Source organism: Enterococcus sp. FZMF, from assembly GCF_030263915.1.
Taxonomy (GTDB): Bacteria; Bacillota; Bacilli; order Lactobacillales; family Enterococcaceae; genus Enterococcus_D; species Enterococcus_D casseliflavus.
Window position 1 is genome coordinate 2548920 of sequence record NZ_CP127160.1, and the last position, 24687, is coordinate 2573606.

18 protein-coding genes are annotated in these 24687 nt (G+C 42.6%); 2 read left to right on the forward strand and 16 right to left on the reverse strand.

Annotated elements, in window-relative coordinates:
• Window positions 1–44: 44 nt before the first annotated feature.
• The 5 genes from hpf to QN079_RS12460 form a co-directional block, all read right to left on the reverse strand.
• Window positions 45–602, reverse strand: a complete 558-nt coding sequence (gene hpf / locus QN079_RS12440; RefSeq protein ID WP_005231866.1) for a ribosome hibernation-promoting factor, HPF/YfiA family — start codon at window positions 600–602, stop codon at window positions 45–47.
• 137 nt (window positions 603–739) lie between these two features.
• The gene (locus tag QN079_RS12445; protein WP_016608760.1) at window positions 740–1216 is read right to left on the reverse strand and encodes a ComF family protein; all 477 of its coding nucleotides are present in this window, start codon (window positions 1214–1216) and stop codon (window positions 740–742) included.
• A gap of 196 nt (window positions 1217–1412) precedes the next feature.
• Window positions 1413–2723, reverse strand: coding sequence for a DEAD/DEAH box helicase (locus QN079_RS12450; RefSeq protein ID WP_289229851.1), 1311 nt, complete (start codon window positions 2721–2723; stop codon window positions 1413–1415).
• 106 nt (window positions 2724–2829) lie between these two features.
• On the reverse strand, window positions 2830–3150 hold the full coding sequence (locus tag QN079_RS12455) for a PTS sugar transporter subunit IIB (protein ID WP_005228768.1): 321 nt from the start codon (window positions 3148–3150) through the stop codon (window positions 2830–2832).
• Between the two features lie 72 nt (window positions 3151–3222).
• Window positions 3223–3516, reverse strand: a complete 294-nt coding sequence (locus QN079_RS12460; protein ID WP_010749784.1) for a DUF7662 domain-containing protein — start codon at window positions 3514–3516, stop codon at window positions 3223–3225.
• Between the two features lie 110 nt (window positions 3517–3626).
• Between QN079_RS12460 and QN079_RS12465 the strand changes: the two genes are divergently transcribed.
• On the forward strand, window positions 3627–4268 hold the full coding sequence (locus QN079_RS12465) for a YigZ family protein (protein WP_016608762.1): 642 nt from the start codon (window positions 3627–3629) through the stop codon (window positions 4266–4268).
• Between the two features lie 194 nt (window positions 4269–4462).
• Here the strand turns inward: QN079_RS12465 and QN079_RS12470 are convergent, their stop codons facing one another.
• Together QN079_RS12470 and QN079_RS12475 are read right to left on the reverse strand one after the other, a co-directional pair.
• Entirely contained in the window at window positions 4463–5170 is a 708-nt protein-coding gene (locus QN079_RS12470; protein ID WP_289229852.1) for a GntR family transcriptional regulator, read from the reverse strand.
• A gap of 198 nt (window positions 5171–5368) precedes the next feature.
• Entirely contained in the window at window positions 5369–9595 is a 4227-nt protein-coding gene (locus tag QN079_RS12475; protein ID WP_289229853.1) for a 2-hydroxyacyl-CoA dehydratase, read from the reverse strand.
• Window positions 9596–9769: 174 nt separating this feature from the next.
• Here QN079_RS12475 and QN079_RS12480 point away from each other — a divergent pair, with 174 nt between their 5' ends.
• On the forward strand, window positions 9770–10375 hold the full coding sequence (locus tag QN079_RS12480) for a TetR/AcrR family transcriptional regulator (RefSeq protein ID WP_005228762.1): 606 nt from the start codon (window positions 9770–9772) through the stop codon (window positions 10373–10375).
• 136 nt (window positions 10376–10511) lie between these two features.
• Here QN079_RS12480 and QN079_RS12485 read toward each other — a convergent pair whose 3' ends face one another.
• From QN079_RS12485 to QN079_RS12525, 9 genes are all read right to left on the reverse strand, one after another.
• Window positions 10512–11540, reverse strand: coding sequence for a LacI family DNA-binding transcriptional regulator (locus QN079_RS12485; RefSeq protein ID WP_087627823.1), 1029 nt, complete (start codon window positions 11538–11540; stop codon window positions 10512–10514).
• 208 nt (window positions 11541–11748) lie between these two features.
• Window positions 11749–12672: a carbohydrate ABC transporter permease gene (locus QN079_RS12490; protein ID WP_270289872.1), complete on the reverse strand. Its 924-nt coding sequence runs from the start codon at window positions 12670–12672 to the stop codon at window positions 11749–11751.
• 37 nt (window positions 12673–12709) lie between these two features.
• Complete coding sequence (locus tag QN079_RS12495) at window positions 12710–13573, reverse strand: carbohydrate ABC transporter permease (RefSeq protein WP_289229854.1); 864 nt, start codon at window positions 13571–13573, stop codon at window positions 12710–12712.
• The gene (locus tag QN079_RS12500) at window positions 13570–15825 is read right to left on the reverse strand and encodes a DUF5696 domain-containing protein (protein WP_289229855.1); all 2256 of its coding nucleotides are present in this window, start codon (window positions 15823–15825) and stop codon (window positions 13570–13572) included. The genes QN079_RS12495 and QN079_RS12500 overlap by 4 nt, the downstream gene beginning before the upstream one ends.
• A complete protein-coding gene (locus QN079_RS12505) occupies window positions 15822–17837 on the reverse strand; it encodes a hypothetical protein (RefSeq protein ID WP_289229856.1) in 2016 nt (671 codons plus the stop codon). The genes QN079_RS12500 and QN079_RS12505 overlap by 4 nt, the downstream gene beginning before the upstream one ends.
• A 1-nt stretch (window position 17838) precedes the next feature.
• A complete protein-coding gene (locus QN079_RS12510) occupies window positions 17839–18708 on the reverse strand; it encodes a carbohydrate ABC transporter permease (RefSeq protein ID WP_087627828.1) in 870 nt (289 codons plus the stop codon).
• A 27-nt stretch (window positions 18709–18735) separates the two neighbouring features.
• Window positions 18736–19671 (reverse strand): carbohydrate ABC transporter permease, encoded by a 936-nt coding sequence (locus tag QN079_RS12515; RefSeq protein ID WP_289229857.1) that lies wholly within the window; start codon window positions 19669–19671, stop codon window positions 18736–18738.
• A complete protein-coding gene (locus QN079_RS12520; protein WP_289229858.1) occupies window positions 19655–22669 on the reverse strand; it encodes an extracellular solute-binding protein in 3015 nt (1004 codons plus the stop codon). The genes QN079_RS12515 and QN079_RS12520 overlap by 17 nt, the downstream gene beginning before the upstream one ends.
• A gap of 89 nt (window positions 22670–22758) precedes the next feature.
• Window positions 22759–24285 carry an ABC transporter substrate-binding protein gene (locus QN079_RS12525; protein WP_289229859.1) on the reverse strand — a complete coding sequence of 509 codons (1527 nt, stop codon included), beginning with the start codon at window positions 24283–24285 and terminating at the stop codon, window positions 22759–22761.
• Window positions 24286–24687: the final 402 nt, after the last annotated feature.

Below are 24687 nucleotides of genomic sequence, written 5' to 3' on the forward strand. Positions count from 1 at the left end.
AAAAGACTTTTTTTGGGGGTGTCGCCAAAAGGATTCCACACGTGTTAATCCGTTTCGATCAACCCGTATTTACCATCTTTCCGACGATACACAATGCTCGTTCCATTCGTTTCCGCATCTTCAAAGATAAAGAAGTTGTGTCCAAGCATGTTCATTTGTAAAACAGCTTCTTCACTATCCATTGGTTTTAAAGACAAACGTTTTGTACGTACGATGTCTAAATCAGAACCATTGGTTTCTTCATCGTTTGCTTCAGTTGTGAACAAATCACCATCTGTTGGCGGAACCAACGCTGTCTCACGAGATTTGCGATTGATTTTTGTTTTGAATTTGCGGATTTGGCGTTCCAATTTGTCAACAACCAAATCGATACTAGCATATAGATCAGGTGAAGTTTCTTCCGCACGTAGAACTAGGAATGGTAAAGGAATCGTTACTTCTACTTTTGCAGTTTTTTCTGTATAAACTTTCAAATTAACGTGTGCTGTTGCTTCTGGCACATCATTAAAATAACGTTCTAATTTACCTACTTTTTTCTCGACGTAATCACGGATCGCTTCTGTTACCTCGATATTTTCGCCACGCACATTATATCTAAACATAAAAATTACCCCTTTCGTCTACCAGTAAAGAAGGAAAAGGACCACTCTTTTCTTCTTCTTAACTCTATTATATCGAACTCTTGGTCATTTGCCTAGTAAATCGAACAATTTTCTTTAAGCGTTTTCAAAATAACGTTTCAACGAGCAATAGAAAAAGAACGAATCGACTGGGGGCCAAAGGACTGCAGTGCTTCAGCTGCATGATATAACGTTCTACCGGTAGTATACACATCATCGATCAACAATAATTTTTTCCCTTTGATTTCACACGCTACATCTGGCTTCACTGCAAAGGGTTGCGCCTCTACTAATCGTTGCCTGCGAGAACGTTGTGCCTGTGGTGCGGTATCAACAACTTTCTCCAGTAACTCTTGAAATCTGACTCCGGCGGCTTCCAGCACAGCGGTGACTTGATTAAACCCTCGCTGTTGGTAACGCTCTGCCGATAGTGGGATGGGAATCAAACACTCATAGTCAAACCTGTTGAGTTTCTGTTTGATCACAGGCGCAAACGTCCCCCGCAACTGATAGTTTCCCATCAGTTTGTATTCGTGAAGCCAATCCTTCATTCCTTGATCGTAAGCAAATAGCGCTCGGTGCTGCAATTGTATCATGGGACACGTTTCTTCCCAATAGAGACAATCGCTGCAAAACTCAGTTTCTTTTTTTCCAAACGAAGGGCAGCAGGTTCGCCAATCGATCACTGAAAACTTTTGGGCACATTGCGGGCACAATTCATTTTCTGGGATACGCCAAGGAGCCAACACCTCAATGATCGTTCGTTCTCTAGGAAAAGTCCTTTTACACCAACTACACACCATCGGTCAGCCAGCTTTTTGCCAATTGGTTCATTTCCTTGATTTCGTTGAGTGCTTTTCGGATCGCTTCCGTCATTTGGTCGTAGAAAAAAATGACCTCCCCTTCCGTATAGGCCCCTTTACGATCGACACGACCAGCAATTTGCACGAGCGCCGATTTTGTAAAGACTGGATGATTAGCACCCAATACGATGACTGAGACGTTTTCAAACGTCACCCCACGCTCTAAAATCATCGTTGTAAACAACACCTTGTAAATCTGTCGACGAGCAGACGCTACTTTTTCGCTCCGTTTTTGATCTTGCGACGAAACGCTAGTCAAAGACCATGACGTGCCTTGTCGGCGGACAGCCGCTTCTACTTCCTTCATCAGCGCAATGCTTGGACAAAACACCAAGACAAAGTTTTTTTGAAGCAGCCGCTGCAACTGCTGCAGCAATGGTCGCAGCCAACGTTTTCTGCGATAAGCCTGCGCCCAGTGACTATAATGAACAGGTTTTGGAACGATCAATGGACGCTGATGAAACCGCAGCGGCATTCTCAAGACAGCGAATTTTCCACGAATTTCTTGCAGCAGTCGTTCTGAAGGCGTCGCACTTAAATAGATCAGACACCCGTTTTTGGCTAAGGCATTGTATAATCCGTAACGCAGCTGCGCATCGCCCTCGTAGGGAAATGCATCTACCTCATCCACCACGATCAGTTGAAAGCTCCGATAAAAATGCAGTAGCTGATGGGTGGTGGCAATAAGGATGTTTGTGTAGCGATAAGGCTCTTCTGATTTTCCATAAAGGAGCAAGCTTTCCTCTTGTGGAAATGCTTGCTGAATCCGCGGAAACAATTCACGACAAACATCGATCCGAGGTGAGACGATCGCCACTCGACCACCTTCTTGCCGAACGTAGCGGATCGTTTCAAAGATCATTTCGGTCTTCCCTGAACCCGTGACCGACCAAACAAGCGAGGATCGCTTTTGTCGACAATTAGACACCAATTGCTGGGAAATTTTTTGCTGAAACTGCGTCAATGCTCCTGGCCAGACGATGTGGTGATCAATGGCTGGACTTTCCGTAGGTTGAATCACCAGTCGCCCATTTGATGTGATCCGACCATAGCGAATACAGGTTGGACAGTAATAGCTGCCTATCGGTAATTGCACCGACGGCTTGCGATGGGAAGAACCGCATCGCTGACAAACGATTCTCTGCCCCTGCTCGAGCATTGCCGGTCGAGAATCAAAGGGTTTTCCTACATTCATTGTTTCATCTAAAACAAAAAATTGTCTTCCTTTTTGATTGGTCATAACATACACCTCAGTTTTAAGTACGCAAAAAAATCGGTTCAAGTACTTTTTGAAAAGTACTTGAACCGATTACAGGTTTCTTGTTTGCTTCAACAGCAGGTCTTGCTTATTCACCGATCAATGTCAAAGCTTGATCTAAGACTTTTTCGCCGTTCATCATGCCGTAATCTGCCATGTTGATTACTTCTAAAGGAATTCCTTTTGGCGCTAGACGTTTCTCAAAATCGCCTTTCATGAAACGAACTTGTGGTCCTAATAATAAAACATTTACGTCTTTGCTTTCTAAATGTTGATCTGCTTCTGAAGCGGAAACTGCAAAAATATCTGCTTCTAATCCTTTTGCTTCAGCTGCTTTTTGCATTTTTGTTACTAATAAGCTTGTACTCATTCCTGCAGAACAAACTAACATAATTGTTTTTTTCGCCATATCGAACACTCCTTGAATTTTAAGAATAAGATAACATTTCCTATCTCTAGTATAGAACAAGTTTGAAATTTGTCAACGCTTTCTATCCAGCAGCCAGTTTGATTTTACTAAACGGTTAAAAACGACATACTCTTTTTTTAAATTGACGTGGACTACCTCATAGCCGGCATTCAGCCACGCATAGGCCCCGTTTTCAGGATGTCGGTAATCATTTGCCCACCAATCCGTACTCGTGCGGGCACTTTTGGGCAAGCCAGATGCTGGGAAAAGAAATTCATCAAACTGGGTAAAGGTTAACGTAATTTGTGAACCGCCGTTGTTTTTTAAATAGTGCGTGATCGTATCGTACTTTTTGCGTCTACCCAAAGCAACTGCCTCCTCTTTTTCAGGTCTGTGTTGGTGCCTTTTTCTTTCTTCTATTTGTAACTTTCCTTCCGATTGCCTATACTAGAAACATAAAGGAGGCGATCGTACGCGTGACTTATCGAACGATCCGACAAGATGGAGAAACGGAAATAGAAATCAAAAAATCGCGTTTCATCTGTTCGTTAAAACGAATCCAATCAGAAGATGAAGCCAAAGCGTTTATACAAGCCCTCAAAAAAGAACATTGGAAGGCGAATCATCATTGCAGCGCCTATGTATTGGGTGAAAACCATGAGATCCAACGCAGCAGTGATGATGGTGAACCTAGCGGCACCGCTGGAGTACCGATTTTAGAAGTATTGAAGAAAAATGACTTGATCAATATGGTCGCTGTCGTTACCCGCTACTTCGGTGGAACGAAACTTGGCGCTGGCGGATTGATCCGCGCTTATTCCAGTTCAGCTTCCGCTGGCATCAAGGCGGTGGGAATCGTCGAAGGCGTTTTGCATCAAGAGCTTGCATTGACCATTGATTATCCCCTTTTAGGTAAGCTGCAAAACTATTTAGAACTGCAGAACATCTACGTAAAAGACATTGCTTATACCGAGAAAATCGTTGTTACCTTAATGATTCCTGAAGCAACGCTTACCGACCAAGAAGCCGCTTTGATTGATTTGCTGCAAGGGCAAGTGAAGCTAAACAAAGGCAAGACCGAATATGTAGAGCGCCTCATCGAGGAGCCAACCGAGTAACTATGCAGGACAAGCACCTGTCAGGTTTGCTCTTTTTCCTCAAAGCGCGGACTCTTATGCCGCTTGCTGCAGCAAATGCAGGAACGCCCAATCGTTGAAAAACCGAATTGACCGATGCGGAGCAACAGCACGTATGCTCGCAGTGTCCTTTCGGCTTTTTCGCGTCTTTTTTGTTTCCAGCCGTCTCAGGCAGCTTATTTTTCCATATAAAATTCGAAACGATTGCCGACATATTGGGTGCGCACATATTCAAATGGTTGCCCATCTTCAAATGAAGTGATTTGCCGCATACGTAAAATCGCATCGCCGCGTTTGATTTGTAAGTAATCAGCAATTTGCTCGGAAGCGACCATAGCTGAGATCGTTTGCGAAGCGCCGCCAATTTTCCGCTGTCCTTTTTCTTCCAACACTTTATAGAGGGAAGAGATGATCTCCTCCTTGCTAAAGTCATGAATAAACTTTTCAGGGATACTCGCTACTTCAAAACAGATCGGCACATCATCCGCATACCGAATCCGCTCCATCCGTAAAATCGTTTCGTGTGCTTCTAATTGCAGCTTTTCCATCTCACTGGAGCTAGGTGCCGTCAAGAAATAAGCGACCGCTTTGCTGGAAGGCTTACGACCAAGAGAATTCATAATTTCGGTAAAACTCGTCGTGCCCGTCATTTTCTCTTGTACTTTTTGGCGAGCCACATAAGTGCCAGAACCGATTTTGCGCTCAAGAATCCCCTCATCCGCTAAGGTTTGGATCGCTTGCCGCAACGTCATGCGACTCACGCCGAATTGTTTTGACAACTCCCGTTCTGAAGGCAGACGATCCCCGATTTTGTATGTATTGTTTTCGATATTGGCTTTGATTTGATCATGAATCTGGATATAAACAGGTAATTTTTCCACCACTACACATTCCTCCGTTCCCCTCCTATTATAACTGGTATATACCTAAATAGCTAATAAAAAAAGCAAAAACTGCTCAATTTTTCTCAATTTGTGCGAACTCTTCCCCCATTTTATAGGCAGAAAAAGAAGTTATCACAAATTGTCCAAACAAGAGCAGTCTCTTTGCTTTTAAATTGGTTCGGTCGCTGGCTTGAGAATTTATTCAGCCAACGCTTTATTGGCCGTGGCCATCAACAAGCGAATGCGATTCAATTGATTGACGATCGAGACACCTGGATCGTAATCAATCGCTGCAGTGTTCGCCTGCGGGTATTGACGACGTAATTCTTTCATAACACCTTTTCCTACCACATGATTGGGCAGACAGCCAAATGGTTGCAGACAAATGATATTGTTGACATTATTTTCCAACAGATCGATCATCTCACCGGTCAAGAACCAGCCTTCTCCCGTATGATTGCCGATGGAAACAATCTCGCTCGCTTGCTCGGCAAGCTGATGGATCGAATGAATGCCCTCAAAGCGCGTTGACGCCCGCAACGCTTTATCCATTGGTTTTTGGAGCCGTTCAATCGCCATGATCGCAAAATCAGCGATCATTTTGCTTTTCTTCGCCATCCCCAAATGCTCGTAGCGCCAAATCTGATTGTAGAGGGAATAATTCATGAAGCCGACAATATCTGGTACGACCGCTTCCGCTCCTTCTGCTTCTAACAGGCGAACGACATCATTATTGGCAGTCGGTGAATACTTCACTAAAATCTCTCCCACGACACCGACACGTGGCTTCTTGATAGCATTTAACGGCACTTGATCAAAGTCTTGAATGATTTTCTTCATATTGCGATTAAAGAGACTGAAGGAGCCATTGCGGACATTTTTGGCAATTTTTTCCAGCCATTCTTGGTGGAGCCGATCGACAGCCCCTGCTTCTTGCTCATATGGACGGGTGCGATAAACGACTCGTTCAAAGAGATCCCCGTATAAAAATCCCACCGCCAAGCGTTTCATCATCGGCAAGGTAAAGCGAAAGCCCGGATTTGATTCAACACCAGTATTGCCCATCGAAATAGATACCACCGGTACTTGCGGAAATCCTGCATCGTTCAATGCTTTACGTAACAAGGGAATATAGTTCGTTGCGCGACACCCCCCGCCCGTCTGGGTCATCAATACGCTGGTGTTTTCGACGTCATATTCTCCGCTTTGTAACGCTTCTACCAGCTGTCCAATGGAAATGATGGCCGGGTAGCAGGCATCGTTATTGACAAAGCGCAAACCGACATTGACTGCTTCTCGATCTTCACTGGGCAGACAGACCACTTGATACCCAGAAGCCTGCAAAGCGACATCTACTAATCCGCTTTGGTGGATGGGACTCAACATCGGCAATAAGAGCGTGTGCTGCTTGCGCATTTCTTTGGTAAAAATAATCTTTGCTGGTTCCTCGTATTGCTTTTTAGGAACAAAGTGCTGTTTATCCCGTTCGTTGACTGCTGCTTTCAAGGAACGCAACCGAATCCGAATCGCCCCAAGGTTTGCACCCTCATCGATTTTCAACACCGTATACAGCTTGCCATATTGCGCCATGATCTCTTCGACTTGATCGGTGGTCACTGCATCGATCCCGCAGCCGAAGGAGTTTAATTGAACCAATTCCAACTGCTTGTTTTTCGCCACCACTCGTGCAGCCGCATACAACCGTGAATGATAGACCCATTGATCCACGACCCGCAGATCGCCGACATTTGCTAAATGAGCAATACTGTCCTCGGTCAGTACATGAAAGCCTTCTTGGGTAATGACTTCCGCTATCCCATGGTTGATTTCAGGGTCCAAATGATACGGTCTTCCAGATAAAACGATCCCTTTTTGGTTGGTCGTCATCAGCATTCGCAGCGTTTCTTCTCCCCGTTGCGCAATATCTGCTTTGAACTGATCTAGTTCCTCGAAGCCGCTGCGCAGCGCTTGGGCAATTTCGTCTTCAGAAAAACCAAAATCTTGAAACGTCCCCATTAAGGTTTTGACCATTGAGGCTTCATCCGCCAGATTTAAAAATGGACAGCGGTAGTCAACCGCCCCTTCACGAATCGCATCGACGTTGTTACGAATCACTTCTGGATAGCTTTGTACGATTGGACAGTTAAAATGATTTTCAGCGGCAGTGTTCTCTACTCGCTCAAAAATGACTCCTGGATAAAAGATCAACGGTATGTTTTGATCGATCAGTGCTTGGATGTGCCCATGGGCTAGTTTGGCTGGGTAACAAACGGTATCGCTAGGAATCGTTTCGATCCCTTGCTCATATAGTTCTTTATTAGAACGCGGCGACAAGGTTACCCGAAACCCTAACTGGGTGAAAAAGGTATGCCATAGCGGATAATTTTCATAAAGATTCAACACTCTTGGTAAGCCGATTTCCCCATGGAGGGCATCTTTTTTACGCAAAGAACGGTACTTGAACAAGCGGCGGTATTTTTCATCCACGAGATTGACTTTGCGGTCTTCTTTTTTGATTTTGATCCGCGCACCACGTTCGCAGCGATTCCCCGTAATGAATTTTCGACCATCCGAAAAGAGGGTCACGGTTAATAAACAATTGTTTTCGCAAAGACCGCAATTTGTAAATTCTTTTTCTGCTTGAAAATCGGCCATTTCTGCAGGAGACAACAACGTACTGACATCGTCGATCGCCGCTTCTTCTAACGCGATCAACGCCGCCCCATAAGCGCCCATCAAGCCAGCGATCGATGGTCGTACGACTTCACGGCCGCTGATCAATTCAAAGGCGCGCAGAACCGCTTCATTATAGAAAGTCCCTCCTTGGCAGACGATTTTCTCGCCAAGATCTTCGGGGCGCCGAACCTTGATCACTTTATAGATAGCATTCTTTATGACCGAGTAAGACAAGCCAGCCGAAATGTCGCCAACAGAGGCTCCTTCTTTTTGGACCTGTTTGACTTTTGAGTTCATAAAGACGGTACAACGCGAACCCAGGTCAACCGGCGCTTGGGCTTTTGTCGCTGCCAGCGCAAATTCTTTGACATCCTGATTCATAGATTTGGCAAAGGTCTCAATGAACGAGCCGCATCCTGACGAACAGGCTTCATTTAGCTGAATCGAAGAAAGTGCACCGTCTTTGACTGTCATCGCCTTCATGTCTTGCCCACCAATGTCCAGGATAAAATCAACACCTGGCTGGAAATGTTCAGCAGCTTTGTAATGGGCCATCGTTTCGACTTCACCGATATCGACCTTCAGTGCATGTTTGATCAGATGCTCACCGTACCCTGTGATCGTTGACTTTGCGATGTAAACGTCAGAAGGCATCTGACGATAAAGCTCTTGTAAAACCGCCATCGTTGTCGCTAACGGCTCGCCTTCATTGTTGCCATAAAAAGAAAACAACAAATCCCCTGCATCATTGATCAAGACGACTTTCGTTGTCGTTGATCCAGCATCGATACCCAAATAAGCAGCACCTTTATGCTCCGACAAAGGTTTTTCTGTAGCAACCGCTTGGGCATGGCGGGCACGAAAAGCAGCCAGTTCTGCTTCGTCTTTGAATAAAGGATCTAGCGTATCTGTTGGCGCAAGTGTGCCGTCTTCTTCATTGGCTAAGCGGTCGCATAGTACAGAAAGCTGCTGCGCTTCTTCTGCATACAGTGCAGCCCCCATCGCCACAAACAGTTCTGGATTCTCGGGAAAAATGATATCTGCCTCTTGCAGGTTCAACGTATCGATAAATCGTTGACGCAATTCCGACATAAACGTCAGTGGACCGCCTAAGAAGGCTACCTTGCCTTTGATTTTACGACCAGCTGCTAAGCCAGCAATCGTTTGATTGACCACCGCTTGAAAAATACTCGCAGCAATGTCCGCTTTTGCCGCTCCTTCATTGATCAGTGGCTGCACATCAGTTTTGGCAAAGACCCCGCAGCGTGAGGCAATTGGATAAAGGGTTTGGTATCCCTTGGCTAGCTCATTGACCCCATTGGCATCCGTTTTCAATAAAACCGCCATCTGATCAATAAACGCACCGGTCCCACCGGCACAACTGCCATTCATCCGCTGCTCCAACGCACCTTCAAAAAAGGTGATCTTCGCATCTTCACCGCCTAATTCGATCGCCACATCCGTTTCTGGGATCACTGTCTCGACTGTTTTGGTACAAGCGATGACCTCTTGGACAAAAGGGATCCGCAAAACTTCTGCCAGCCCCATTCCGCCTGATCCGGTAATCGCCAGCGCAACTGACTGATCTTGGATTACTGCTTGCGCTTCTTTAATAATTTTTTCCGCTGCCTTTTGGATGTCTGCATAGTGTCGTTCATACCTTGAAAAACACGTTTGATTGCGTTCATCTAACAGAACCATCTTGACCGTTGTTGAACCGACATCGATGCCCGCCTTATATTTTTTCATTTGTTGCCTCCATCTAAACAACACTTTGTTGATTATCTAACAAGCCGTTTGTTATAATACTTATGTTCATTGTAATTCTTTTAATTGATAATTCAACAAACAATTCCAACGAAGGTGTGGGATAAACAACAATTAGACGTTTTTTGTCGTTTATTTTGAAAGGAAATTCACAATATGAAAAAATTGGATTTACGTGTCAAACGAACCAATAAGTACATTATTGAAGCCTTTATTCGCTTAGTTGAAGAAAAAGGCTTCGAGCAAGTGACTGTCCAAAATATCGCAGACGAAGCCATGATCAACCGCGCGACCTTCTATGCCCATTACAAAGACAAGCAAGACTTGTATGAAAAAATATTTGACTTGGCCGTCGAATCTTTTACCTCGATCCTTGACTTTGAAGATTTCGTCCAAGGCAATCGAATCAAGATCCGCAAAATCGAAGCGGCCATGACCGAACTTTTTTTACACATTCAAAAGAATCGCTCTTTTTATTTGACGATCATGGATGCGTCTGCCATTGAGATCATTCGTAAAAAACTGGGGCTGATTTTAACGGAACGGTATCAAGAGATCTTTTCAACCTTGAAGATCACAGAAGGCGATCTTGAAGTGCCCTTAGACTTCATCATTGATTATATGACCTCAATATTTGTTGGCACGCTGCATTGGTGGCTAACGGCAGAAACAACGATGCACGCCGACCATTTAGCAAAACTCGTCATCAAACTAGTGGCAAACGGTCACCTAACTGTCTTGGGGATTGAAATTGAGGAATAACTGCTAAAGAAAAGTTACCCATCACCATTCCCTTCACTGACTATCTCACTCGTGTAAAAAGCATTAAATCTTCCCTTGATAACATACACATGGTCTTTTCTTCCTCCAAAGAAAAACCCGCCCTGATCATAAGCTCTCAGGGACGGGTTTCTTGCAATTTTTCACGATTCTTTTTTACTGATTTACGTTCGATCAATTCGAAAGGGATGATCTCTGAGGTGATCTTTTTCCCATTAAGTACACAATTAAGCAGTTTCAAACAAGCCCGTTTTCCCATCTGATGAAAGGGCTGTGAAATGGTAGTCAGTGGCGGACTGACCATTGCGGCAATACGGGAATTATCATAACCAACGACTGAAAGATCATCTGGTACGACGATATGGTTTTCGTAACAAATGGAGATGATTCCCAATGCTGTTTCATCACTTGCACAAAAGACCGCTGTAATCGGTTCTTTTCTTTCCAAATACGCACTCATTGCTCGTCGCCCAGATTGAAAACCAAAGTACCCATACTCAATAAATTGTTCTTTAACGGGGATCTGATTCTTCTCTAAGGCATCAATATACCCCTTGATCCTCGGTACACTCGTATTCTCATCATCATAGCTTAATCCTGCCAGCCCAATATTCGCATGTCCCTGTTTGATCAAATAGTCAACCGCCGTATACGCTGCCAAATAATCATCCACTTTTATGGAAGGAATTTTGTTGTTTGTGTCCGTACTTGAGACGAGTACAATCGGGATATTCAAGCTTTCGATTGGTGCCAAATCGTACTTTGATAAAAAAATGGAAAACACAATAATGCCGTCCACTCTACGTTCAGCCATGAGATCCAAACTCTTCTGGAAGCCTTCTCCCCCGATCCCTGCATGGGTCACGATCACGCTAAATCCTCTTGCGTGTGCTTCTTCTTCAATTCCTTCAATGATTTTCACATAAAAAGAAGTATCAGAATTTGGCATAATGATTCCCACCGTCTTAGTTGTTTTGGTCACTAAACTGATGGCAGTCTCATTTTTGCGATATCCTAGCATTTTAACTGCCGAAAGGACTCGCTCTTCAACTTCTTTGCTATACCCGCCAATATTATTCAGCACTCTCGAAACAGTGGCAATCGAAACGCCTGTCTCTCGAGCAATATCTTTTATAGTCGCAGCCATCTCAAATCTCCTTTTGTGTGCTTTAGTATCCGTTGCTTCTGATCAAATGAAAAAGCTTGCTACTTTTATCTCATTAGCATTCATAGCCATTTATTTCTCTTCTATTCTAACAAATATTGAAGAAAAAACGATAGTTAGAAGAAGTAAAAACGTCCTCTAGCTATCGTCAAAGCAAGAATAAAAGGGAAAATAGAGCTATGATTACCGCTTATTCTCCCGTGATTCCTGACTTGTCGATACTTTCCACAAACCATTTCTGAACAAAAACATAAAAGAATATCAACGGAAAAATGCTCAAGATCGTTCCCGAATATGCCACTGCCTCCGTATAACTAAGATTTGGATTGGTTCCCGGATCGCCTAGGGTCGCCGTGTTATTGACGACATTGTTAAATTGACTCTCCAATGAATTGAGTAGCATAGGTGTGGTTTGAATATTTCCTTCAAGATAAAAAGAAGTCAACAACGTTTCATTCCAATACAACGCAAAAGCATAGATCCCGACAATTACAAATGCAGGTCTCACCATCGGTAACGCAATCTTATAAAACGTCTTAAAGGCTCCTGCACCATCTAGAAAGGCGGCTTCTTCTAATGCCGTTGGTATCATTTTGAAAAATTGATAGAAGATCAAAATAAATAAAGCTGCTTGTTCCCCTTGCCCCATTAGAGCTGGGAAGATCAACGCACCCATATTTCCACTTAACCCAAACGTAGTAAAGAGTTGGTATCGCGGAATAAAAAACAATACTTTGGGTGCTAGATAGGTAAATAAAAGCAATGAAAAGATCAGAAATTTGAAGGGAACTTGAAAGCGAGCTAAGCCATACGCAATCAGCGCAGATGAGAGCATCAAGCACACGGTGGAGACCCCTGCAACCAGCACAGTAGTGAAATAACTCCCTGGCAGTCGCAACGCTCGCCAGGTCAGACGAAAATTTTCTAAATAAAATTCTGAAGGGATCCATTCGATCGAGTGATCTGCCAAATCTAAATTTGACATCAATCCAACCGTTATCATATTGATCAAGGGAAAGATAAAGACAAAACTCAGCACGATCAAGATTGCATATATGGCGATTTTCCCTAGTAAACCATTTGTAACATTCGTTCCCAGTATCATTTTTTTCATTCTATGGGTATTTCCTCTTCGTCGTATCATCATGTTCTTAACCCGCCTTACTTTTCTTGCGCTCTTTTATGATCGTATACAAAATACCAATCATTAAAAATTGGAACAGTGTGTACAATATAGCGATCGCTGATGCATAGCCTTCTCTTCTAGCCCCGTCATAAGTGGATTCTAATATAATGGAAACTATTGGATTTGCTTCGAAATTTGCTAAAAAAACGACTATAAACACGACAGCGACATTGATCAACGGAAAAATGATCGGTAAAGTGATTTTCCAAAAACTGACCCAAGAAGAGGCGCCGTCGATCGATGCAGCTTCATAGATACTCGGGTTGACATTTTGCAAGGATGCTAGAAAAATCAATACTGGAACTGCACAATACCATAGCAGTTGCGCAATCATTTCAAATAGCTCTGCAATCAGTAGAACAACCGCTTGTGAAGGAATAAAAAGTTCTAAAATATCGAGAATCACGAGATTCGCCACAATTCCTGTTCCACCATACTCACTGATCATGGTCATCAGTTTGCCGCTTAAGATGATAATAGGTAGAAAAAAGATCAGACGAAAGAACCAATTACCACGGATTTTTTGGTTCAATAGCATGGCGATAATCACGGATAAGGCGATGATCACGGGTACCTGAAATAAGGTAGCCACAAAAAAGTCTTGCAAGGCGATCACAAAGTCAATATCTTGAAACAAGATTCGGTCATAATTCTCCCAACCGACCCAATTATAACGCCAGCCTGAACGAATCCCGTAGGAGACGTTATGGAAGCTAAAGAAGATCGTTCGACTAAGCGGATAGGCGACTAACGTCAGAAACCCAATGATCCAAGGACTGACAAAAAGCACCCCTGTTAACTTCTTTTTCTTTTCCATGGATAATTTCATCGAACAACGACCCCCTTTCCTTCTACTGTGACTTCCCCTGTATCAAAGGTCGTTTCATTATAATTGATCGTTAGTGTCTTTTGATTGGCATAGGTTACTTGAACGACCCCCTCTGCTAAGCGTTGATGGCCGATCATCTCACTTCCTCTGACACCTGCCAAGGCTTCGTTCATTGCCTCATAATAAAAGGTGATTCGTTCTGCTAAATACTCATATTCAGAAACAGTGATTGCACTCGCACCGGTACCTTTCATTTTGTATGCGGGTTCCCCCGTCAAGACGAATGCAGGATAAACACCAAATTCGATCAGTCGCAAAAGGGTATCTTGGTCATGGGAAACACTATTCAGATAGGTGGCATACATCTCAACTTGTCCACTTAAAATCAGTTGCAACAATGGAATCGTTTCATCAATAAAAACAAACCCTGAAGAATAGATAGGCGTATCATAATAATCATCGAGGTAAGGGAAAAGATACGCATTTGGTCGATACATATTCGCTGCTACCTCAGCTTCCTCCAATCGCTCAAGCAACTGTTTGACACTTGTCATCGTCACCAGGCTGCTATGGATCTGACGGTCTTCAAAAAAAGTAAACAAGTTGTGATCGAAACCAGCCAAAGCCAGACTCACGCCCTCAAGCTCAGCGAGTGTCGTTAAGTCCTTCTCTAATGATGAAGCATAGGAGTAAGGACTATTCATATAATTGAGGGTTGCCTTTTCTGGATCAAAAAACTGAAAATCGTTCCTATTTAATTTATACGTTTGCTGATTGCTTGCATTATGATAAGATTTCGTATAATCCACATAAAAGTTAAAAGCGATCTCATGCTCATCAAAGGTTGCCAACAACGCTTGAAAGTCTTGGTTATTCTTTAGGTCTTTTTGCGGGCCAATGCCATATGCCCAGCGATCTTGTAAAAACGATTTAGCAGTGACTGTTAACTGATCGATGCCACTTTCTAGTAATTGCTCTGTGATTGCTTGTGCTTGCAGATGATCTGTCAGCGCTACCTCCTCAATCCCCAAATTTCCCAGCTTTACTTCATTCATTAAGAAATCGACTTTCACAGGCATCGATTGAACAGGTGTCGCTTTTTCTTTGGTCTCTCCAATCTGTTCAATAAAGCTTCGATAACTTTTTGCCAGACCAACATAATTCGCCTCATCTTCTCGCAAGAAAACATAGCGTTGCACGACATCAAAATCATTGGGAAGTTCTTGAAAGCCTAAGATATGTTGATCTTCATTGATCCGACTTTGAAATTGTGAATAAGCGGTACGATAGGTATAAGTAAAATAGGATTGATAAAAATGCGTATCTGTATTTTTGGGTCGATAGTTATACGTGGCATAGCTTTCTCCGTTTTCAGAAATAACTAACACGCCAGCGGTGTTCTCTTCTTTAATCACTCCATAGATCGGTAACGTCAAAAGCTCAATTGGCTTTGACGGGTAGGCACCTCCTCGAGGATTGTCTTCATACCCCTGATCTAAGCCATAAACAGGGGCAGAATACCCGACCAGAGATCTTGGGGTATCATCTAGGCGAATGATTGCCCCTGGACCATCGGGTACAACTAGATACCCTGTTTCTTCACCTTCTGTACTAGCGAAAAATGGATACAAGATCAGTTGATTCAGTGAAATATTATTGTTTCCTGGCTGCCAGAGATGCTCATTGTACTCCTCAACACTTTCCTTGGGAATATGAACAAGAAGATCGCCACCTTGAATACTGACCCTCAATTCAAAACGAATCTTTTGTGAAGTAAAATCAATACTGGCAACAAAACCACTCTCGTGAAATTGGTATTCTTTCGTGACACCCGAATCCATGAGTGTCCGTCGTCCTGGTGTTGCGCGATCATACGTAACGATTGAAACACCAGACTTGATATAATTGACGATTTCTTGACTATATTGCATCTCAACATAATCTGCTTGATAGTCATAGGAAGTCCATTGCTCGCCGTTCACCTTGTCAAAGACGATGATAGCCGCCGTCTCTTCTTCGACATACAACATCAGTTGCTCATTTTCAGCTACTAACCGAAAAGAAGCTGGAATTTCAGACGGTACATCATAGCTTTCCTCAGAAGCTTTTGCTGCTGTGTTAACTGTCACTGCCTGAAAATCGTTCATTATCGGCTCGATTCTGGGCTTTTCTTCTTTCGGACTGATCAGCCAAACAACTAGGAAAGCAATTACTGGTAAAATTAGTATATAAGTCAGCCATTTTTTATTCATCGGGCACTCACCTCAGTTATCACATCTAGAATAAAGTTGACAAGCTGGCTACCTAATGTGTACAGGACAAATACACATAGCCCAATAATCAACATGGTAAAAATACTTTTAAAGATGATCGAAAACGTCTCGCCTACGTCATAGTTGTGAAGATCTTTGATCACAATAAATTGTAGAAATAAGATCCAAAGTCCTGTAACTGCTTGTGGAAAGTAGAAAAAGACACTTTGTTCTAAGGTAAGACCATTACTCAAAAGAATAACGACTGGAAAAACAAATAATAGTGGTGTCATCGCATAAGCAGTTCCATTGACACTTTGGATAAACGTACCTTCCCCATCATTGATCGAGCAAATCAAATAATTTGATACTACCCATAATAAGACTAAAAAAATGAGGAGTGCTAGTTCATATAATAGATATTGATTGTTTGCTACAAAAATTACATTTGTCCATTGATGATAGCTCAGAAACAAAACAATATAGAGAAAAAAGAGAATCATAGAGAAAAACACTGATACCCGATTGCGACGTTTGATCGTATAGATTCCATCAAAAATCGCTTGATGAAACTCAAAAATAAACAAGAAATTATCGACAAGTTTGTACTTTTTCACCCATTGAAGTTTATGACTTAACGAAAGAGAACGGCGACTAAATTTCTTTAACAATCGCCATATGCTCCATAGGAGAAAGCCAATCATCATCAGGACAAACAAGGTATTTAAATTGGCACTCAGCCAATCTTGCCGAATTTCCCAAAAAGCCGCCGATATTCCAGGGGTAAACTCAGCACTCATAAATTCCTGGTAAGCTGACTGAGCGTCACCTTCTCGTAAATAGGCATTGCCTAATCCAATCCGTGCGTTATCGAAAACGGAATTATAATTCAAGGTATACGCCCAAAGCTCTTGGCTCACTCGGTATTCCCCTTGCTGATAACTACTCATGGCTTGATGAACCGCTTCTGTAAAACGAGTACGTTCATACTTTACCAAGGAAGATGCTCCTTGATCGACGATGATCAGTTCATTGTCTGAGGTGGCTGCGATACTCGTAGGACGACTTAAAATCCCAAAACGACTAGAGATCACATCATTGCCTCCAAACACGAAGAGCAACTGTCCTTGCGCATCATATTCATAGATCCAACCATCTGAGGAAACGGCATAGACGCTGTCTTGTTGACCGACCCAAATACTTTCCATATTAAATTCCCCCAACAGATCATCCGGAAAATAATTGGTTCCTGCGACATTAAACTTTTTTATCGCTCCAGCTGCCAATGAAGAAGTCACCGTATAAACAAATCCTTTTTGATCGATACTCACATCAGCGATAATATTTGGAAAAACAGTTTCCATTGCTTGTTGCTGCGTTTCTGTTAAAAAGAAAGAACGAATCTGATCTAACAGTGGAACATTTAAAGGGTTGGCACCAAAGAAGGTAACGAACTCTCCAGCGCGATTCAGCATGATCAAGCCGTTGCTTGATTCAGAGCCTCGAATATAGAGGTTTCCTCGCATGTCGACCGCTAGATGCGTCGGTAAGAAAGGGTAACCTTCATTGAATACGGGTGCGTCTGGCGTACCGATTTCTTGTAAGAATTCATGCGTCTCTTTGTCATATAAAAAGATTTTATTTTGGCTCGTATCTACTGCGTAAATAATCTCATCTGTGACGAAGGTACTTTGCACTTCAACCAATTCTTCGCTAGCTAAAGTTCCTTGATAGGACAGTTCTTTATCAAGAATGATGACTTGATTCAGCCCTGTATCAGAAATGTACACATTGTCTTCGCGATCAACGAAAACATGATTAGGTTCGACAAAGGATCGCCCATCAAAGGTGGTGATTTCTTTTACAGGTGTATAGGCCGTTTGCGTCCGTAGAAAGTAATTTTCACTATCTGTAGTGAAGGTGAAATAGGGTACTTCTTGGGCAAGAACTGATTCCGGTACTAAAGTTGCCAAGAGCAGCGCCAATAAAATAAGCATCGTCTTCTTTTTCATATCACTTGATCCCCGTATGCGCCATCGAATTCATGACTTTATTTTGCAAAATGATAAACAATAACAAATTCGGTACAAACATGATGAGTCCCCCGACCGCTTCCACTCCTGCACTAGCGACAACATTTCCAGTTTGTGAAGAAAGAGTCGACATGTAAAAAGGAAGCGTTCGGATGGCTTCACTATCCATAAAAATAGCGGAAGCTTCTACATTGCCCCACACCGACTGAAACGTCAGTAATGAAACCGTGATCAGCGCGGGCTTGATCATCGGCATGATGATACTCCAATAAATTCGAGCAAAGCTTGCCCCATCCATTTTGGCTGCTTCAATCAAGGAATCTGGGATTTGGTCAATAAACTGCTTCAATAAAAACAAACCGACAGGCATTGCTAACATTGGAATAATGTGTGCCCAAATCGAATTGTAAAGTCCTAATTGAACAATGATCAAAAACCGCGGGATCGCCACCGCAACAGGCACAAACATAAGCGCCAAAGTATTGATTTTGTTAAAGGTCTTCTTGCCTTTAAAATGCAGCTTAGATAGTGCAAAGGCAGCGGAGGAGCTGATCAACAACGTCAAGACAATCAACGTGAACGCTACGAATAAACTATTGAACAAATAACGGCTCATTGGGATACCGGATTGATTGGAAAAATTGGTCAAGAGCTGAAAATTTTCTAATGTAGGCTGCCGAACAAAAAAAGTCGGCGGATAAGCAAATAACTCGGTAAATGGTTTAAATGCATGATTAATTATAAAGATCACTGGTAACCCCATGATCAGTGAAACGAAGATCAAAAGTACGTGGATCTTCATTTGGTCTTTATGAAATCGTTGTGGATTCACTTTAACGGGACTCGACATCTTTTCACCACTCTCTAGATAATAATTTTAGTTTTCACTAAACAGCTTATAGCTGACACGATTAAATAGGATCACAATAAGTAATAGCACAACTGTGACGGCTGACGCATAGCCTAACTCATACCGTGTAAAGCCAAAGTCTTGCGCATGATCAACGATCAACCAACCGGAATATTGCGGAGGTGGATTTCCACCACTCAAAGTCGCCGCCAATCCGGCTGTGTTAAACGTGCCAACGATGGCCATGACTGCCCCAAACAACATTTGAGGTTTCATAGAAGGAATTGTAATAAAGAAAACTTCTTGCCATCTATTTTTCACACCATCAATACTTCCTGCTTCATAAAGTGAACGATCGATGTTCAAAAGTCCACCTAACATGGCTAAAAAGCCGACTCCCATGCTACTCCAAATCCCGATAAAAATCATAATGACAAATAAAATCGTAGGCTGCTGTAAAAACTGAATCGGTTCTCGAACGATCCCCCATTCTAAAAGCCAATGATTCAAGTAGCCAGTCTCATCGCCACTGAATAAAACGCGCCAAACCGTTCCCATCATAATAGAGCCCGTAATTGAAGGCGAGTAAATGATCACCGTATATATGGTTCGCATCCGATGCGTGACTTGCGAGATATTCCACGCGAGGAAAAAAGCCAACATATAGCCTACTGGACCGACGATCACCCCATACAAGATCGTATTCATCAGTGCATTTTGCAAGAAGATCGTATCCCCCATGATCAAATCAATATAGTTTTGAAAACCAATAAATTCTGGAAATTGAACGGTATTGAAATAGGTGAAGGATAAAATAAAAGCGACTAAAACAGGCAATAAAATCAGTAAACCGAATAATAGTGCATAAGGCGAAAGAAAGAGAAACGATGAATTCAGCAGACGATCTAGCCAGCGATGCTCTTTTTTCGTTGTCTTTTGACTTGATTTAGTTATCCCCATCATGACTTGGTATCCACCTTTCAATTGTTTCTAATACGGGGACATTAAAAGGTCGGACCAAGACATCTTCTTGGATATACCCAAATTCCCTCAATTTTCTTTCCAACTCTTTATCGATAATCCCGACGGCATGATCAATGGCGATTCGTGGATTTTCCCCATCTAAAACTACTTTGTTCCAAGCATTGCTTAGCTCTCTTTCAACAATATAATCTCCAGGAACTCTGCCTGTGGTTTGAATCCATTGCCATTGGTCTAAAATCACTTGCTTTGATTCTTGCGGCCAAGCGCTTGCTTTGAACCCTTCTAGATTAGCGGGCAGATAAAGGAATTGGTGCCCCAAGGTCGCCTTCAGATCATAGGAGAACGTCGCCTGTGTTTCGCTACTGTTCCACCATTGTAAGAATGACCAGCTTTCTGCTTTTTTCTCACTATCGCTAAAAATGATCGATGCAGAACCATAGGTAGGGTCCCAGCGCTCGATTTCTCCCTCTGCATTTTCTATACCAGGAATTGGGATCATCCCCCATTGTCCAGCGATTTCAGGTGCTGCGTGTTTTAATTGCACATACAGGTTCGCATCACCGATCCCAATCGGCGTTTTCCCATCCCGAAAGCTCTGATAAAATTGTGCAGTAGTCAAGGGCATATTGTAGACCGTAAATAGACTAGTCATAAAATCAAACGCTTCATAGGCACCGCCTAAATGAATCTCCGTTTGACTCCCTGTGTCATCAAACAGTCTGCCGCCGTACTGATAAATAAAAGGTGTCGTCGTGTCGAAACCTTTATGTGAGCTATCTGATCCTAAAGGAATATAGATATTCATATCGTATCTTTGCAACAAAGGAATGATACTGATCATTTCTTCCCAAGTTTGTGGCGGCTCTTCTCCGATCATCTCCAATAGATCCTTGCGATAATATAGCAGTTTGACGGTTTGCGTTTCTGGAATCGCATAGACGCCTTCATCATAGATGTATTGCGTAAAGGAATTAGGATTGTAATCAGTAGTAAGCTGGTCAAATCCCTCCAATGCACTAAGATCCTCGATGATCCCTCGCAAACCCAGCTCAAACGGCATCCCATGACTGACACTGAGAGCAGCATCTGGTACACTTCCTGCAGCATTATTTAAAATGATTCGTTGTTCATCTGGTAACAAAGATAAGTTCACTTGGATTCCTGTTTTTGGTGTGAATTCTTCATCAACCAATCGCTGGATGATCTCCAAGTTCAATCGTGATTGATTGACCCAGACCTCAATTGCTTCTCCCTCAGTTTCATTGACTTGCCTATATCTTGGATTGATGAAGGTATAAATAAATGCCTTAACTCCTTCAAAGGCTGTAGTAAAGATCCCAGCTCGTTCCCTTGGTAATTCCGCATTGGCATCGTGGATGAAAATGCGATCCATTGATAACGGACTAGTGATCAATGTTGGCAGAACAGATTGAATCCTTCCGTATGCCGAAGAATACCCTTGATTAAAACGGGTCAAATAATGCGGCAAAGTATCAGGCTGTTCATAGAAACTCTCTACCATTGAGATAGCCACGGCTAATTCAGTTAAAATGGGCAATTTTTCGTTGCCGAATAAATCGATAAGCACTTCTTTTTGTGTTTCTAATCCCTCTAGGATCTCTGCTAATGAAGCTTTGAGTTCTGGAAAATAAGTTTCGATCCGCCAGTCTCTTTGACGATCGACCAAACCACCCGTCAAGCGCACGACTTCTGCACCAATGGCATCCATTTTTCCCAGTAATGCAAGCAATTCATGATAGGGTGCTGCTACTAACGTGCTATCAATCGTAAGAGACATCGTGTGCTGTCCCTCTTCTAAATAAAAAACATACGCGTTCCCCTCAGTATCACTTAGGGTTTCATGCGTCCACTTATTTGCGTAATCAAAAGTGTAGGTACTCATTTCCTCAAATGGAACTTCGCCATTCAACTCGATTCGTCTTCTAGCAGGCATACCGTTATTCATATTTTGTAAATACTTGAAGGTGATCTGATAAAAACCACTCTCTTCTACATCAAAAAGATACGTCACCTTGTCTCCGGGTTCTGAAAAAGAAGCACCATCTAATACATTCAATAATCGAGTTTGATAGTCATAAGGGCTCAATGCTGGGTTTCGGAGATATTGCCCACGAATACTTCTGCGACTTTTTGTCAAAGGCGCTTCCGTCTCGATCGTCAACAATTGTTGTTCATTTTGACTTGATGTTCCTTCATGCAACGCAAGATATTCTTCGTACGAGGGAATCGATTGTTGCGTATTCTTGATAATGATATCTCCTAGCAAAAGAACCCCTTCATTTACCTCAAAAGAAAAGGTATTCGCGCCTTGCTCAAGTTCAAACTTCAATGGTTCTGCAAAAAAATGATTTGGGTCTTTCAATGGTTGTTGCGCCCACTCCCCAGCTAGTTCTGATCGTACTTGAAGCTGATCGCCATAACGGTCAAATTGAATAGCGGCTTCATCATTTGTTTGCTGCCATTGTAGCGGCAACGTCAATGCATTCATCTCATTAAATTGACTGGTGTCGTTGATTCTCAATGACAATTCTGGATTTAAAAATGTTTGCTCATCTACACGATAATCCATCCACACTTCATACAAACCACTGACTGGCACATTGATGTCAAACACTATTTTGTCCCCAGCTTGAATCCTGGTGACATGGCCCTCATAGTTTTTACTCTGAGAAGGAGGAATTAATTCGCCACCTGTGCGTTCTGGCGCTTGATTGGTCAATTCCTCAAGGGGAATCTCAAGCCCTTCTTTCGCTCGCCTCATCGCAATCGCATAATAGTGGTCCGCTTCATAGGAGAAAGCCATTACTTCTTCAGTAGCCCTTACTTCATTCCCCTCTGCTTCTTGCTCCCCTCCACTATCGTTTTGGGAAGAAAGAGCTGCTGCGAATACAATCGCAATCGTTACTACGATCGACCAGGCGATTTTGACCGTCCTTCTATTTTTCTTCTTCGTCATAGCATCCCAACCTATCACTCATTTTTTGATGCAAGGAAACCTTGTTATGGTTCCAATGACCATAACAAGGTAGGTATTGACTATAGTGATCATCGATTGTATTGTCGTAAGTATTCTTCGATCTGTTCATTGATTCTGCGATCCCATTCGCTTGCAATGTCACTGTAGCGAACACCTTCATCTTTGATTTGATGCATGATTTCCCAAGGATCGACATCTCCTTGAACATTAGAGAATCCAGGCATCTGTCTTGGGTAAGCCACTGGGTTTGAAAGCTGTTGTTGGAATGCTTCTTCTTTAAAGGCAGCAAAATTGTAGTTTGCTAATCCGCTCTCTTCATCGAAGCCTTTTACCAGTGGATGATTTGCTAGTACCGTTGGATTGGTCGTGATTGGCCATCCTTGAATAAAGTCCATCAAGCGATCTTCTGCTCGTAGTGGTGCATCTTCTGGAAGACCTGTATATTCATCGATCAATGCCCATCTGGACAGCAATCCTTCCTCACCATAAGTCAACCACTTCAATAGCTCAAATGCCGCCTGCGCCTTGACAGGATCATCTTCTAACTGGCTAGAGATACTGAAGGTATCATAGTAACCTGGAATATAGGTTTCACCACGAGGAGCAGTAGGCATTGGGTAAATATCGATCTCCATATCCCGCGTTTCGATCAATTCAGAAACATCGCCACTTAACGCCCATAACCAGCCACTATCTAACACTTGCAAGCCATCACCAAACGCCCAACTCAAGTTGCCGACTTTTGCTACTCTTTCCTCTTCGCTCAGATCATAAAAATGCAACCCTTCGATTGCCTCGCGGGCAAATCGCTCATAATATTCACCAAAATTAGTTGCACTAGCTAAGTCCCAGCGTTCTGTTTCAATATTGAATCCTTTCCAGCCATTGGGAATATCATCAAAGTAATTTGGACCTATTTCACCAAATCCGACAACACCTGGAAAGATTGGGCTGTTTGGTGTTAGAACTGCAATTTCACTTCGAAGATTTTCGTACTCCTCATAACTCCAGTTGTAGTCTGGAATCGCAATGTTGTTTTCTCTTAGGAGCCGTGTATTGACTAACACATATTGAGAAACAGACTGCCACGCCAAGCCATAGATTTCTTCTCCGTCATGGGTACGTAAAAACTCCATTGCGTTCTCAGAGATCCATTGCGCTTCATCATCTGCTTCTAAATAAGGGGTTAAATCAAGCGTAAATTCACGATCGTAAACTTCAGCAGACATCGGCGAAAAATAAATGTCAGGTAAGTCATTGTCTTGTGCACGGGCATTCAGCATTTCCAATTGTTCAAAGTTTCCATTTTCACCATTGGCAAATTGCGCATCACGAATAACATTGATATTCGGATACTTCTCCATAAATTTCTCGATGTTTAACCACATTGGATTTTCGCTATTTTCTTCCCCATAATAGCGGCTGGCAAAAACCAGATCGATCTCTTCTTCTTGCCAGGCAGGAGTCCCTTCTTCCCCTTGTGTTGCATGATTTCCAGAACCAATGGTTTCTTGATCATCCGAGTTACTACACGCTCCCAAAATAAATACACTGGAGAACAAACAGACCGACTTTACTATTTTGCTATTTTTCATACAAAACACTCCTCAATTTTATTTTGTCTTTTATTTCTTAATGGAAATGGGACAACTTTCCTTAAGCGCTAGGCAATCTTTTTTAGTTAAACGTTTACGTACGTATTACGTAAACGTTTAACCAGAGTCTTTTCCTTCACCCTTTAATCGTAACGATGAGAAACGATACATGTTAACGAGCCGTCGTTTTTAAATTGTTATCGGAAAATTCTCATAATTCTTTTACTCACTGTGGTACATTGTTTAAACTCTCTCTTTGATTCTTAGGTTGTTAATTTTCGCTGCAATACCAGAAAAGATACACTCTGCTATTATTCATTTTGATCTAATTATTGGGTTCCGAATATACTAAACCTATCTGTAAGCGCTTCAGTTATAAAGTAATAGTACCATATGATAACA